We start from the raw sequence: 14,399 nt of genomic DNA on the forward strand, positions 1-14,399 counted from the left end.
CCTCCGTAGTGGAAGCCGGGAGCGGTATCGACGCGAGATCTTCGTGGTTCGAGGTGGACGGGCGGCGCGTACCGACCGAATGGGACCCCGAGGCGGGACGCCTGCGATGGCGGCCCGCCCGACTTCCGGGACGCGGGAAGCATGCACTCCTGATCATCGCGACGGATCGCAGCGGGAACGAGACCAGGACCCGACACTCGTTCTGAGAGCGCCGAGCGGGCCGGGGGCAGACCCCGCTTGCGCATCACGCTGGGACGGGCTACGTTCCGACCGATGACGCTATGGTCTGTGTCCGATCGCGCTTGGGCCATCCTTCTTGCCCGACTCATCCTGGGCCTCATCTTCGGAATGGCGGGCTGGGGGAAGCTGTTCCAGATGGGGGCTACGCAGCACGCGCATCGATTCTTCGTCGATCCGTACGCCGCGACTTGGATCCCGACGTGGCTTCTCTGGACCTTGGGACTCGCGATCCCCTACATCGAGTTCGCGGCCGGGTGGCTTCTGTTCGCGGGATTCTTAGTGCGGCCGGCGCTCTTCGCCTTGGGAGCCATCCTCGCGATCGTCACGTACGGACACCTCTTGAAGGACTTTCTGTACGAGTTCCATACCCACGTGATCCCGAGGCTCGCTCTGGTGCTCTTCCTGCTCGTCATGCCGCGAGGCGAAGACGTGGTGTCCTTGGATTACCTGATCTGGCGGCACTAGGTCCGCGGTCGGTCTCGACCTTGCGCGCCCCGCTTGTGCACCGATGATCAGCATCCGACCGGCTTCAAAATCCGACTTGGTGGCGCTCGGTCGCTTTGGCGCCGCGCTCATGCGCCAACACCATGCGTCCGATCCCCGCCGCTTCATCCTGACGGACCGACCGGAGGACGGATACGGGCGGTTTCTCGTCTCGCAGCTCGCGAGTCCAGACAGCCTGGTGCTTGTCGCAGAGCGCGAGAATGAGATCGTTGGGTACGTCTTTGCCGGAATTGAGCCCACGGCTTGGAGGGACCTGCGAGGCCCGTGCGGATTCATCCACGACGTTTATGTCCACGAGAGCGCGCGGCGCCAGGGCGCGGGACAAAGCCTTCTACGCGCGGCGATCGAATGGGCTCACTCGAGGGGAATGGCACAAGTCGTGCTCTGGAGTAAGGCGCACAACGATGGCGCGCAGCGCCTGTTCGCGAAGCTCGGTTTCCGCGATACGATGATCGAGATGACGCTGGACGGGAACGCTGAAGGACAATGATCTACCGCAAACTTTGGAAGCACGGATATAATGGGCGGCGTTTCCGGCGCGGCGTCCGCCGGAATCTTACCCTTGCTCCGATATTCGAATGCGGAGGTGCGACATGCTTCGACTAGCCAGTCTTGCCACGCTGATCGCAATCCTGCTCTTTGGCGTAGTAAACGCTACCGCAGCACCAGCGTCTGCGGAGGTTGGTCCGAGAGCTTCCCTACTTGTCTTCCATGTTCCGGTCGTTGGGACTGCGCCGGTCGTTCAAGTGGCTTCCAACTGGACGTTTCTCGGGTGCTGGACGCCGCGAAACGGAACCCCCTGCTCCGATGTATTCCAAGACCCCCAGGGCGGGCTTTGGATTTGCAAAGCGTGCGGCACCACCGGGAACCCAACTCCAGGCAAGTGCCGGCGAACGACCCAGGCCGAGCTGGACCGCGGCCTTTGGTGCTCGTGATTCACCGCCTCTTCTGATGAGGTCCGGCGCGACGCCCGCCGGACCTTCCCCCAAAAGCAGCAGCCGACCGCACCTTCTTCGCTCAGCCCTTGCCGTACTTGTCGTGGTGGTGCCACCAGACGCCCGTCTCGTTGCGCCCGCGTGGCGCACGGTCGAGCCACTGGTACATGCCCCATAGGCCGTCCACTCCGCGGGAATACGTAGAATAGGTGTGGTAGACGACGCCGTCCTCGAGCACGAACGCGCTCATGCCCGGCCTCTCGCGCATGTACGTGGCCGCGTCGGTTCCGCTCATGGTCGCGAAGACCATGGCCCCCTCGTCGCCTTCGCCCGGTTTCGACGCGCGCGCAGGCGCCGCCGGCTCGCGCCGATAGTTGTATTCGACGCCGCCCTTGCGCTGTGCCTCCTCGGTGAGCGAGACGTTGAAGTCGAAGTTGAAGTCGCCGCTGTGCGAGGACGCCCAGGGAAACGTCCAGCCCATCCGCTGCTTGAACGCCTGCAGTTTCGCGAGCGGGGCCCGCGAGATCGCGGTCATAGCCACGTCATGGTTCTCGAGATGGACGACGGAGCCGTTGAACCCGTCCGCGATCGACGAGCAGGACGGACAGCCCGCCTTGTAGTCGGGCCCGAACATAAAGTGGTAAACGAGTAGCTGCGAGCGCCCTCGGAAGAGGTCTGCCAGGGAGGCGCTCCCCTCGTCGGTCTCGAATCGATACTCCTTGTCGACCCGAACCCAGGGCAGCTCCTGTCGTCGCCGCGCAACCTCGTCGCTGCGGCGCGTTAGCTCCTTCTCCTCCTTCAGTAGCTTGAGTCGGGCCGCGAGCCACTCTTCACGTGTCCCGGTCATGTGCTTCGTCATCACTGTTTTCTCCTTCGGCACAGGCATTTCTCTCTCCTTTGTTGTCGATGTCTTTCTCGTTGTTCTTGCCGCGGAGCCTGCTCACGACCAGCGCGGCGATGCCGCCCGTCGACGTGGCGCCCGCGCCAATCCAGGCCAGGGTTGCGATACATTCAGGGCACATGGCTCCCAGGTCCTCCGGCTCCTTCAAATCGGCGTTGCCGCTTGATTCAGGAACGAGCGGCCCGCTCCGCGCCCTTCCGGACGCGCTCGTTCCACTGCGTCCAGCCTTTCTGCATGCCGGCCCGCTGGTCCTCCGGAATCGCTCCCATCGCGCTGTGCTTGAACGTGATGAGGGTCCCGCCGTCCACGGGCGCGAGGCGGTACTGTACGTTGTTGGCCGCCGCGAAGGACATGAACAGCGGGCCCGTGAATTCGAGCAGCGTCGGGCGCTTGATGGCCTGGACGTGTCCCCAGAGGTGTCCGTTGTCGTCGCCGAGATCCCGGTACCAGCGCCCGCCGGGCCACGCCTCGAGCTTCATGGGCATCGGTTTGTCGCCCTCCAGGGCGTGCTGCTGCCCGAGTTCCTCGAGGAGCGCGGCGAACGTCACTTCCAGGGGCGCATTGACGCGGATCTCCTCGGTGATGGTGACGATCAGGTCGTTGGTAGTTGCTGCAGGCATGACCATTGGAGCCTCCTTCATGTTTTTGGATGAACTCGCGATTCGGCGCGCCTCTTGATGCGGCGCAGTTGCTGCTGCCAGTAACGCTCGTACGCGCCCGCCCACTCGTGCATGGGCTTGATCGCCTCGGCGTTCGTTCGGTAAAACATCCGGCGACCGTCGCGGCGCGCTCGAACCAGATCCACCTCGCGCAGCACCCTCAGGTGCTTCGAGACCGACGGCTGGGAGAGGCCTACCGCGGCCACGACCTCACCCACCGAGCGCTCGGCGGGCGCCAGGAAATCGAGGATCACCCTTCGATGCGGCTCGGCGACCGCGTTGTATACGTCTGAGCTCGTGGCTGCTCTTGGCATGGCACTATTATATTCCTATATCGACATATGTCAAGATGCTGAATTCGGGGGGCGGATTCGGGAATTTCGGTCTCAAATGTCGGTCGAGCGGGTGCTGGTTTGTCGCTCGATTCTTGAGAGGCGGGCGCCTCCCCTACCCCTCCCGCTCCGCCTCCGCGAGAATGTCGTCCAACTTCAGCCCCTCGCCGGCGCGCAGGGCCGCTTCCACGTCGGCCTCGGAGGCCCCGCCCCGGATGTCCTCCCAAAACGAGCGGATGATGGCTGCGATCTCCATCTTGTTCGGATCGTGAGCCCTCGAGAATCCGATCCAGGCAAGGCCCTTCGGCCGATCGCCGCTTCGTATCCTGAGGATTCCGTAGAGAAGCGCAATCTGGGAGGGTGGAACGCCCATGCCCCGGAGGGTCTCGCTTGCCGTTCGGCACCAGGCACGGGCTTCGGCATCGCGCCCACCTCGCAGGCAAATCTCGGCGAGCGCGGCCTGACCGGAAGGCAAAATGGAGATCGCTCCGATATCCTTCGCGATCGCCAGCGATTCCTTCGCGGTGCGTTCCGCCGTCTCGAGCTCTCCGGTGGCGGCGTAGACACCCGCCATGTTTCCGAGCACCATGGACTCGTTGAGTCGATCTTCGCGCTCGCGATTGAGCCGGAGCGACTGCCCGAACGTAGTCATGGCCATCTCCATGTCGCCCTCGAGCTGGTAGGCAATGCCGAGGGAATTCAGTCCATGTGCCTCACTGTATTTGTCTCCCACCTGGCGCGCCAGCTGCACGCTCTCTTCGTGGTACTTTCTGGCCTCTCGTGGATTGGTCTGAACGGCCGCATTCCCCATCTGGCGAAGATTGAAGATCAAGGCACCCTTGTCTCCCAGCTTTCGAGACAAATCGAGCGCTTCGCCGACGTATTTCACCATCGTAACCTCGTCGCTCTGCCACATCGCGACTCTTCCCAGCTGGCCCAGGATGTTAGCCAGGAGGCGAGCATCTCCGGTCGTCCGGGCTTCCTCGAGCGCCGACTTCAAGATTTCCGCGGCTTTCGGGTAATGCCCCCGGATGCTCTCAAGGTTCGCGCGCAGGACCTCGATTCCGAGCCGCTGAACGGTGTGCTCGGAGCCTGTCAGAATCTCATGGGCCCGCTGAAGGAGCGTGGCTGCCTCTTCGTAGGTGGCCAGCTGCATGGCCCGCTCACCCGCCTTCGCCAGCTGGGCGGCCGCCAACGAAGCCTCTTCTGCGCGGCTGTAATGCTCGGCAACGAGGAGGGTGTGCTCTCCGGCGCGCTCCCCGCCGACCTCGATGAGCCAATCCCCGACCAGCTTGTGGAGGGCGCGCCGTTGGCGCGGAATCACGGTATCGTAGGTGACGTCTCGAAGAATGGCGTGGCGGAACACATACTCGACCGTCCCCGCGAACCCGGATTCCTCACGCTGAAGAATCATCTCACGATCACGCAGGTCCTCGAGCATCGCCTGGACCTCGGGCTGCTTCAGGCCTCCAGCCTCGCGGCTCAGGTGAATGGCCGCGGCGTCCCAGAAGATGCGACCCACCACCGACACCCGCTGCAGGAGCTGATATAGCTGGGGCGGCAGCGTATCGAGCCGAGCTTGAAGGACGCCCGTGAGCGTTGCCGGAACACGCACGGTGGAGAGCCGGGTGGTGTCGACCGACCAGGTCTGCTCCCCCTTGAGAATCACGCGATCGTCGATGAGGGCTTTGATCAGCTCCTCGATATAGAACGGATTCCCATCGGCACGATCGACGACCAGGTCCCGAAGCCCGGTGGGAACCTCGGGGACGTGCTTCAGGAGCTCCCGAACCAGCCTGCGGCTGGAGAGCTGGGAGAGAGGCTCGAGCTGGATGCGCTCGTGGAACCGCTGACCCTCGCCCCACTGCGGGCGACGCTCGTACAGGCTCGGCCGAGCCATGCAGAGGACGAACAACGGAAGGTCGGTGTTGTCGCGAACAAGGTTATTGAGGAGATCCAGGGATCGGTCGTCCGCCCAGTGGATGTCCTCGATGTGGATCATGACGGGATTCACCTTCGAAGCCGTCGTGAAGAGCTCCCCCAGGTAGCCCTGCGCCACCCGGCGGAAGGCGTCCCCATCCTTCAACGCCGACTCCATCTCCGGCTTGCTGGAAAAATCAAAGCCGACGAGCTGGCCGATGAAGTGTGCCTTTCGTTCGGAGCCCTTTCCCAAAAACTGCTCCACGCCCTCGACGAATTTCTCGTGCACGACGGAGAGGGGATCGGAATCCAGGATGCGGAAGCGGAACGAAAAGAGATCCCGCGCGAGCGAGTAGGGCTCCAGCATGGAGGGCTGCGTGGCGCGCGCCTGGAAGAACCAGACCGTCTGCTCCTGAAGGTCGGTCCAGTTGCTGAACTCGAAGAGGAGCCGGGACTTTCCGACGCCCGCCTCGCCGACGACCGTGACGACCTGCGTCTCTCCATCCTCGAGCGTCAGGGTCAAGGCTTCTTGCAACAGGCGCAGCTCGATCTCGCGCCCGATCATCTTCGTCTCGACACCCTCGATGCCTTGCGCCCGGAGGCGGAACGCGCGCGGCTTCACCTGGGTGACGACGTAGACCTCGATCGGATCCTTGCGCCCGCGGACGCGGAGCGGCTCTCCCTGCGTGAAGGTGAAGACCCCGCGGACCAGGGTGTAGGTTTCATGCGCAACGAGGATCCCGCCCGGAGGCGCGGCGTCCTTGAGCCGGCCGGCGAGCGTGATCGGCGCGCCGCTCGCGGTGTAGGTCCCGCTGTCCGATTCTCGCTCGAGAAGTACGGGGCCGGTCGTGATCCCCGCCGAGAAAGGAAGCGGGCTCTCGTCGGTTGGCTCCCACTTAGGTCCAAGCACTTTGCGCGTCTCGGCAAGGACCCGATCGCGCATGGCCAAGGCGGCCCGGATCGCGTTCTCGGAGTCGTCCTCGCGGGCCTTGTCTCTGCCCCACAGGATGAGGCCCGCCTCCCCGGTGTGACTATGCGTCGCGCCGGCGTGCCCCTTCGCGAGCTCGCTCAGCGCCGACCAAAGCGCGTCCATCGCGGAGCGAACGCGCTCGGCGTCAGACCCTCTCTCATAGAGCACCTCCGCCAGCTCCTTCAGGTCGATTGAAACGGCGGTCATTTGTCGCTGCTGATCGGACGGGGTGTCCGGGCCGGGAGTTTCGGGCCCGCCTTTCTGCTTGCGGAGCGCGGAGAGCTGGTCGACCGAGATGGTCTGGGTCATCGACTGGAGCGCCGTCGGCGCATCGCTAGGCTTGATCTTGAGCGCGCGGGTCAAAGACTCCACAAACTCGGTCGCAGTGGGAAATCGATCGCTGCGCTCCTTGGCCAGCGCCCGGGCGATGACCGTGTCGACCGCCTTCGGCAGGTCGGCGCCGCGCTCGCTCGCCTTCGGGATCGGACTGTTCATGTGAGCCAGAATCACCTCGAAACCGTTCTCGTGGTCATAGGGCGGCGAGCCCGTCAGGGCCTCGAATGCGATCACGCCGAGCGAGTAGATGTCGGCCGCCTTGTCGGCCACACCATCCGCGCGGGCCTGCTCCGGAGCCATGTAGCCGGGCGTTCCGATCACAAGCCCGGTGCCCGTCAGCTCCTTGTCCCCTCCCCCGGCGGCGCGCGCGATCCCGAAATCGGTGAGGAACGCGTTTCCCTCCCGATCGATCATCACGTTGGACGGCTTGAGATCCCGGTGCACCACTCCTTGCCGGTGCGCGTAGTCGAGCGCCCCCGCCAGCTGGCGAAGGATGTAGAGAAACTCGTTCCGCGGCACCTGGCCCTGCTGTTGCACCTGCTTCAGGGTGCCGCCCTCCAGGTACCGCATGACGATGTACGGCGGGTTGTGCTCGCCATCGAAGTCGTAGACCGGAAGAAGGTGGGGATGCTCGAGCCGCGCGATGAGGCGTGCCTCGCGCTGGAAGCGCTCCCGAAGCGCTTGATCGTGGAGAATGTTCGAGTGGATGACCTTGATGGCCACGTGGCGGTCCATGCTCGGCTGGTAGGCCCGGAAGACAGTCGCCATCCCACCCGAGCCGATTTCCTCGGTGATCTCGTAGGCCCGCAGCTTCTTCCCGATCATCGCGTGGAGATCCCTCGCCTCACTTTGGGAGTATCTGGATCAAGCCATTGTGCTCGAAGTCGATCTTACCTTTCCCCTGCAGCCTTAAATCAATGCCCATTCCTGGCGGAACAGTGCCCCCACGCCAGTTGAGCCCGCGCATAAAGGAGATGACGCTCGATTCTCCGTCTCCCGAGAGATAGAACTGACCTATGACTTCGATCCTGCGGGGATCAGCATAGTGGATTCTCAGGATGTCTTTGCCACTTTCCCGCACGAGAATCGTGTGGCGATCTGGCCTCATGGGCGAAACACCTGGCCCGCTGTACCAGACCACATTCTGCCTGATGCGAGCAGCGAGGCGAGGAGCCCGGATGGGAACCGAATGGGATCCGGCAACGTCACAGCTGACAAGCAATCCCGACGTGAGCGAGTCAAGGGTGAGAAATGGCTCATTGTCCACCGAAAGCACAAAGCGATCTGACGCCACGACCTGCACCCTGACGCCGCCAAGCAGCAAGGACATAGCGTTGGGAGCTTCGGAGTCTTTCCCATCGGGCTGATAGCGGATTGACGGCTCGATGGTGTGACGTTTCATGGTCTGGCGCAAACGCCAGCTTTCCGAGTACTTCCAGTGAACGTACTTCCCCCCAAGGAACGCAACGGCGATTAGGGCCAGGCTGGCTGCGGCTAGTTTCGCGGCGCTGCTCCACCGCCGAGAGGCCAAGCGATTTATTGCGACGCCGCCGAGGAGAACTCCAGCGATCAACAGTGCGAATTCGGGGAGAAACTCCGGGTTCATCGGCATCCCCACCCGATCAAATCATTCCATGCGGTCCGCCGGCATGTCCGGTGTCTCACCGAGGAATTCGACCCACGCCCTCTTCATGCAAGGGTAGTTCTTCGCAGCCTCTGCCAGATCGAGGAATGCATGTAGATTCTGCTCGAACCGCTGCTGCAGCCTGGCATCGGCGATGGCCTCCTCGGAGAGCGCCGTATGGGCCGCTGCCAGCGAGAACATGTCGGGGAAAACCCTGGCACCCAGGTGCTCCAGTGGAATCCGCAGCGCCCAAAGCCCACTCTTCCCACCTCCCATCGACGGCGAAGCCGACATCAGCAGCCCGTGGCGCTCATGAAACGGCTGTGGCCGGAACCGTGAGGCCCAGTCGATCGCGTTCTTGAGCAGCCCGGGCATCGATCCGTTGTACTCCGGCGACGCAATCACGAACGCGTCGTTTGCCGTGAGCCGGCGATTCAGCTCGAGCGCGCCCGGAGGGATGTCACCGCGAGCATCGACTTCCGGGTCGTAGGATGGGCCGTCGAACTCCTTCATCGAGGCGAGGTCGACCACGGCGCCGTGGCGCGACGCGTGCCGTGCCGCCAAGCGCGCCAACGCCGCGTTCACGGAATCCTTTCGGAGTGACGCGGCGAAAACTAGGACGCGGAGTCTCCGGTCTTCCACGGGAGGTCGTTCAGCCATCTTTGTGCAGCCCGGGAGCGACGTGAGTGCCGATCGCCTCGATGGCTTTCATTAGCTTGTCATGAGGCAAGGAGGACGCGTTCATTTGGAAGGTGATGCGGGAGATGCCTCCAAGCGCTTCGCTGTGTCGAAGGATCTTTTCCAACACTTCATCAGGGCTGCCGATCAGCAGCGCCCCATGGGGACCAAGCTGGGAGTCGAAGCCGGCCCGAGTAACCGGACCCCATCCGCGCTCCTTCGCGACACTGGCGATGGCGAGAGCGTAGCCGGGAAAGAAGTCGTCCGCCGCCTCTTTTGACGTCTTGGCCACATACCCCAGAGAATGAACTCCGACCTTCAACCGGTCAAGCGAGTGCCCCGCCTGCTGTCCGGTCTCCCGGTAAAGATCGATGAGAGGCCGAAAACGCCGCGGCTCACCGCCGATGATGGCGACCATCAGAGGCAGCCCGAGCGCGCCGGCGCGGGCGAACGATTTTGGTGTCCCGCCAACCCCTAGCCAAATCGGGAGCGGATTCTGGACCGGTCTGGGGTAGACGCCTTGGCCCGTCAGACGCGGTCGGTGCTTGCCCGACCACGTGACGTGCTCGTTCTCGCGAATCTTCAGAAGCAAATCAAGGTTCTCGGCGAAGAGCGAGTCGTAGTCGTCCAAGTCCAGGCCGAACAACGGAAACGCGTCGATGAAGGAACCCCGACCGACGACCATCTCCGCTCGGCCCTTGGAGAGGAGATCGAGCGTGGCGAAGCTCTGAAACGCCCGTACCGGATCGATGGCGCTCAGAACCGTCACGGCGCTCGTGAGGCGGATCCGCTGCGTTCGCGTGGCGGCTGCTGCGAGAATCATAGCCGGGGCGGAGTCGAGGTACTCGCGGCGGTGGTGCTCGCCGATCCCGAATACGTCCAACCCCACCTGCTCGGCATGCTCGATCTGCTCGACCAAATTTAGCAGACGTTCCGAGGCGCTGACCTTGAGGCCGCTCTCGGTGTAGGCCGCTGCGAAGCTATCGATCCCGATTTGCACCTAATCCCCCGCTTCGATATCGGAGTAGCGAGATTCTTCGTTCAGTCGCCTAGCCGGCAAGGCTACCCACCGCATTGCCAGGCATAACATCGATGAATCCGAATTGCCCGTCGCGGACCCGCTGCCCCGTCGTTACCGCGATTTCCGATCGAAACATGGCGCCCCCGAAACAGAAGGTGTGAAACTCGCCCCGTTCCCCGCACGGATCTACCCCCGGCGGGAGATCCTCCAGAAACGCGGTATCAAAGGTTCTCCCAAGGAACGTCTCTGGGAGTCTCTGCGTATCAACGCATGTGACCAGAGCCTTGAGACCATTCGCGAGCATCCTCTTCGCAAGATCAGGCGTTGACGAGGGTGTTCCCCACAGGGGAAACAGGGGCTCCACGCCGGTCCCCTTCAGCTGTCGAATACGATAGTCGCGGATATCCTCGAGGAAGAGATCGCCGAAGGCGATGTGGGTAACGCGCTGCTCGCGGGCCCGCGCGATCGCGCGTCCCATCTCGCGCTCGTAGATCTCATTCGAGCACGGCCCCGGAAGCAGCACGGGCCAGAGCGGCAGGTCTAGCTCCGACGCCTGTGCCTCAACCAGCTCCCGCCGCACCGCATGCATCGAAACCCGGTTGGCGCTGTCGTTGAAGGACGTCAGGAGAGCCACGATCTCCGTTCCCGGCTCGGTGCGAAGGCCGTGAAGCGTCCACGCGCTGTCCTTCCCGGAGCTCCACGAAAGCAGAACGCGGCGCTGATTCACGCTGCCTGCCGCTGCAAAGGTCTCATCCTAACCCACCTTCTCCGTCGCCGCAGGCCCCGCCGTAGGCGGCACTGCCTCGCGGTCCGCGAGCACGCGAAGGCGGCGCAGCATCCAGATCGCTCCGCCCAGGAGCACGAGCGCGCTCACGGACGTGGCGACGGGGGCGCCGAACCGCTGAGCGATCGATCCCGACACGAGCGCGCCGATTGGAGCCGTGCCCACGAACATGAGCGTATAGAGGCTCATGATGCGCCCGCGATAGCGATCCTCGGTCGAGATCTGGAGAAGAATGTTCGTCGTCGCAACGTAGAGAATCAGCCCAGACCCCGCCAGGAACGCCATCGCGAGGCTGAGGGGAAGCGCGCGCGACCAGGCGAAGATTCCCATCCCGATCGCGGCGGTAAAGAGGCCGATGAAGACGTTCCTGCGCAACGCCCAGCGATCGTGATTCCTGGTCATCCAGGCGGCCGATACCAGAGAGCCAAGCCCGAACGCCGAGACGAGGAGCCCATACGCCTTCGCGTCCACCTTGAGAATTTCGCGCACGTATACGGGGAGAAGAATCATGTACTGGAACCCCAAGCCCGCGGTCAGTCCCAAAAGCGCGAGCAGATTCCGGAGCGGTCGCACGCTCTTCGCGTAGCGAATCCCCTCCGCCATCGCTTCGACCGCCCGTTTTGCATTAAACCGGATTCCGGGCCTGGGCTCGAGATCCATCCGCCAGATGCTCGCGATCACCGCGATGTACGACACCGCGTTGATCCAGAAACAGCCGGCCTCACCGACGGTGGCCAGGAGAATCCCGGCGATGGCGGGGCCCACGACCCTCGCCGTGTTGAAGGCCGCCGAATTGAGCGCGATCGCGTTGGAGAGATCGTCCTTCCCTGCCAGCTCCACGACGATGGACTGCCGGACCGGGAGGTCCAACGCGTTGATGGTGCCGAAAACGAACGCGAGCGCGAGAACCATCCAGGGCTTCACGACCCCGGTCGAGACCGCCGTCGCGAGCAACGCCGCCTGTAGGAGAAACGCCGATTGAGTGATGAGGAGAAGCTTTCGCTTGTCCACCGAGTCGACGATCACCCCTGCCCAAAGGGAGAGCAGGAGCACCGGGAGGAACTGCATGAAGCCGAGCACTCCCAGCATGAGGGCGGAGGAGGTGAGGCGATGCATGAGCCAGCCTTGGGCCACGCTCTGCATCCAGGTGCCGATGAGGGAGACGAGCTGCCCGGTCCAGTAGAGGCGGAAATTCCTGTGTCGTAGTGCGCGAAAGGTGGTTCCGAGGTGGCCCCGGATGGTGGTCAGAGGCATGGAGCCCCAACGTTACCATGTCTCCCCTGGCGCGCGGCCGGGCTCATCGGGACTCCGCCCGGATTCCAAGGCGGCGACTCAGCTCCAGAACTCTTGCCCGCGGCCACGCGTCGTTTGGATCGGCGAGTGACGCACGTCTGTAGAACGCGATGGCCTCCTCCGGACGACCTTCCGACTCGCGCAACGCTCCCAGACCGAGAAGCGCCCCGACGTACTCCGGCTTGATCGCCAAGGCTTCCTGGAACGCTCGCTCCGCGGAGTCGGGATGGCGCGAATCCGTCTCCAGGGCGCCAAGGTCTGCCCAGGGCTCCGGATCGTCCCTCCGCTCTTCGATCGAAAGTAGGTAATGGCGGCGAGCCTCCTCGAGACGACCCTCCAGGTGAAGAAATCCCGCAAGCGTAAGTTCCGCGTCCGCGTTCATCCGCGCCGGCATCGGACCGGCCCCGAGGTTCGACAGCGCGTAGAGTCCAAGAACGCCCGCCATGGCGACCGCTCGGGCCGACCGCCTCGTTTCCCCGAGAAACCAGCGAACACCTAACGCGGCAAAGATCGCCAGGTAAGGCACCATCGGCACCCGATACTGGGCGGTAATGAAGAACGCCACATTCGCGAGGGCATAGATCGCGACGATCCAGGCCAGGAGTGGCGCCCGCTTCCAGGCGACCGCCAGCCCCAGGAGCGACAGCGGAACAAGGACCCCGAACGGAAACGCTACTCCGGGTACTTTCCAGAGCAGCACCGAGAGGACGGGCGAGTAGGCGCGTGCTGGGTAGATTGCTTGATTCCGGAAGATCTCGTCTCCCCCAACGAGAAGCCGGACCTTTCGCAGCTGGAGCCGCAGGAACGCCACGGGATCCTGCCGGGCCCATTCAGTGACTTTGCCGGCGAAATAGTTCGAGGCGCCCGCCTTGGACGAGATCCCATGGCGCACCGGTTCGGCAGTGAGATCTTTCCATCTGGCGTCGGGGCGCACCGCGACGACCTCGTCGTAGCGTGGATTATTCCCGATATAGAGGTTGACGCCCCCATTCGACGAAATCGGGATCAGCTCGCCGCCCCTTACGAAATTTCGGATCGTGGCCGGTGCGATCGCGAGCATCGCCCCGATCAGACACCACGGAGCGAGACGCCGCGCGAAAACGGCAAGGACCGCGACAAATACCAGGGACGTCGCCGTGACAAGCGAAGCGAGCCCCGCTACCGCCCCCGCCGCAAGCCACAACAGGCGAGATCGCTCCGCGCCACTGGCGAGCAAGGCTAGGGCCACGGCGCCGAGCTGGAGCGCTACGGTGAGGGATACGCTCAGAAGCTCCCCGTCGAAGTAGATAAGCGTCCCATAAAGCGCGACCGTGGAGCCGGCCGCGAGGCCCACGCTGCGCCCGAGCTGCCTGGCTCCAATCCAGGCCGTGAGCACGACAGCGAGCGCGCCCAGGACGGCCTGAGCCACGCGTGGTGCGAGGAAGTTCACACCCCCCACGGCCCAGTAGATGAGCCCCAGGAAGTACGGATATCCCGGAGGTTGCCAGAATATCCTGTCCGGATGCCCGCCGCCGGACGCGATCGACTTTGCGTCTTGGTGGAACGTGAACGCATCGACCAGGGGATGATCGAAATACGGGCTATGACGCATGGCCAGGACGTGAGCCAGGCGGAGCGCGAGCGCGAATGCGAAAAGGAGGAGCGTGTCGGAGACTTGGAGCTCGGGGCCCGATGAAGAGGTCCTGTTGGCTTGCCTCACCCTTCCCATCCTACGGCATTCGGGCGCAGCACGTTGACACCGCTCGCGGCCGCGACTCGGCGCAGGCCAGCCTGCGGCCGCTCTTCGCGAATTCAGCGGCACGGATGACCGGCGTGTATGTGGGCGCGGCTAGGGCATCCTGCAGTAACAGTAGATGAACTGCTGCTCGGTGCCCCAGGGGGTGACGTGCTGTTCGGTCCGGCTCGAGATCTTCCGGAAGCTTCCGCCGAATTCAGCGTGGAGTTGATCGGGACTGTATCGGACGACATCCAGACCGCTGCACTTTTCCGGTCCGGCAGGGCCAAATGTGGCTACGACGATGTGCCCCCCTGGCTTCAGGCTGCGTCGTACCGCGGAGACGTACCGCTCGCGCGATTCCGCATCGACCAAAAAGTGGAAGACGGCCCGGTCGTGCCAGTAGGCATAGTGGCTGGGTAGCAACTTGGCGCTAGTGATGTCGGTGTTCATCCATTTTACTTTCCCGCCCCTCCGACCAAGGCGAG

Annotated in this window: 13 protein-coding genes and 1 pseudogene (1 of these 14 running past the window's edge); 2 read left to right on the forward strand and 12 right to left on the reverse strand. The window is 63.8% G+C overall.

Translation table 11 applies throughout. From position 1 onward, the window contains the following. The first annotated feature begins 273 nt into the window (after window positions 1–273). Together E6K79_05990 and E6K79_05995 are read left to right on the forward strand one after the other, a co-directional pair. Window positions 274–705 (forward strand): DoxX family membrane protein, encoded by a 432-nt coding sequence (locus tag E6K79_05990; protein TMQ64894.1) that lies wholly within the window; start codon window positions 274–276, stop codon window positions 703–705. Between the two features lie 43 nt (window positions 706–748). Beyond that, window positions 749–1,234 carry a GNAT family N-acetyltransferase gene (locus E6K79_05995; GenBank protein ID TMQ64895.1) on the forward strand — a complete coding sequence of 162 codons (486 nt, stop codon included), beginning with the start codon at window positions 749–751 and terminating at the stop codon, window positions 1,232–1,234. Between the two features lie 527 nt (window positions 1,235–1,761). Here E6K79_05995 and E6K79_06000 read toward each other — a convergent pair. The 12 genes and pseudogenes from E6K79_06000 to E6K79_06055 all read right to left on the reverse strand — a co-directional run. Beyond that, window positions 1,762–2,538 carry a DUF899 domain-containing protein gene (locus tag E6K79_06000; protein ID TMQ64896.1) on the reverse strand — a complete coding sequence of 259 codons (777 nt, stop codon included), beginning with the start codon at window positions 2,536–2,538 and terminating at the stop codon, window positions 1,762–1,764. Next, entirely contained in the window at window positions 2,510–2,728 is a 219-nt protein-coding gene (locus tag E6K79_06005; protein TMQ64897.1) for a hypothetical protein, read from the reverse strand. Before E6K79_06005 ends, E6K79_06000 begins: the two co-directional genes overlap by 29 nt. Window positions 2,729–2,747: 19 nt before the next feature. Further along, window positions 2,748–3,206: an SRPBCC domain-containing protein gene (locus tag E6K79_06010; protein ID TMQ64898.1), complete on the reverse strand. Its 459-nt coding sequence runs from the start codon at window positions 3,204–3,206 to the stop codon at window positions 2,748–2,750. Between the two features lie 11 nt (window positions 3,207–3,217). Then, the gene (locus E6K79_06015) at window positions 3,218–3,553 is read right to left on the reverse strand and encodes a helix-turn-helix transcriptional regulator (protein ID TMQ64899.1); all 336 of its coding nucleotides are present in this window, start codon (window positions 3,551–3,553) and stop codon (window positions 3,218–3,220) included. A 133-nt stretch (window positions 3,554–3,686) separates the two neighbouring features. Next, window positions 3,687–7,622, reverse strand: a complete 3,936-nt coding sequence (locus tag E6K79_06020; protein TMQ64900.1) for a tetratricopeptide repeat protein — start codon at window positions 7,620–7,622, stop codon at window positions 3,687–3,689. A 19-nt stretch (window positions 7,623–7,641) separates the two neighbouring features. Beyond that, window positions 7,642–8,403, reverse strand: coding sequence for a hypothetical protein (locus E6K79_06025; GenBank protein TMQ64901.1), 762 nt, complete (start codon window positions 8,401–8,403; stop codon window positions 7,642–7,644). 21 nt (window positions 8,404–8,424) lie between these two features. Next, on the reverse strand, window positions 8,425–9,081 hold the full coding sequence (locus tag E6K79_06030) for an NAD(P)H-dependent oxidoreductase (GenBank protein ID TMQ64902.1): 657 nt from the start codon (window positions 9,079–9,081) through the stop codon (window positions 8,425–8,427). Beyond that, window positions 9,074–10,099 carry an LLM class flavin-dependent oxidoreductase gene (locus tag E6K79_06035; protein TMQ64903.1) on the reverse strand — a complete coding sequence of 342 codons (1,026 nt, stop codon included), beginning with the start codon at window positions 10,097–10,099 and terminating at the stop codon, window positions 9,074–9,076. The genes E6K79_06030 and E6K79_06035 overlap by 8 nt, the downstream gene beginning before the upstream one ends. A gap of 49 nt (window positions 10,100–10,148) precedes the next feature. Continuing rightward, window positions 10,149–10,847, reverse strand: coding sequence for an adenine nucleotide alpha hydrolase (locus E6K79_06040; protein ID TMQ64904.1), 699 nt, complete (start codon window positions 10,845–10,847; stop codon window positions 10,149–10,151). 27 nt (window positions 10,848–10,874) lie between these two features. Then, window positions 10,875–12,158 carry an MFS transporter gene (locus tag E6K79_06045; protein TMQ64905.1) on the reverse strand — a complete coding sequence of 428 codons (1,284 nt, stop codon included), beginning with the start codon at window positions 12,156–12,158 and terminating at the stop codon, window positions 10,875–10,877. Between the two features lie 43 nt (window positions 12,159–12,201). Continuing rightward, window positions 12,202–13,905: a tetratricopeptide repeat protein gene (locus E6K79_06050; GenBank protein ID TMQ64906.1), complete on the reverse strand. Its 1,704-nt coding sequence runs from the start codon at window positions 13,903–13,905 to the stop codon at window positions 12,202–12,204. A gap of 120 nt (window positions 13,906–14,025) precedes the next feature. After that, window positions 14,026–14,399, reverse strand: a pseudogene (locus E6K79_06055) (class I SAM-dependent methyltransferase) (it continues 235 nt past the right edge of the window).

The sequence above is a fragment of the Candidatus Eisenbacteria bacterium genome, assembly GCA_005893305.1.
Lineage (GTDB): Bacteria > Eisenbacteria > RBG-16-71-46 > SZUA-252 > SZUA-252 > WS-9.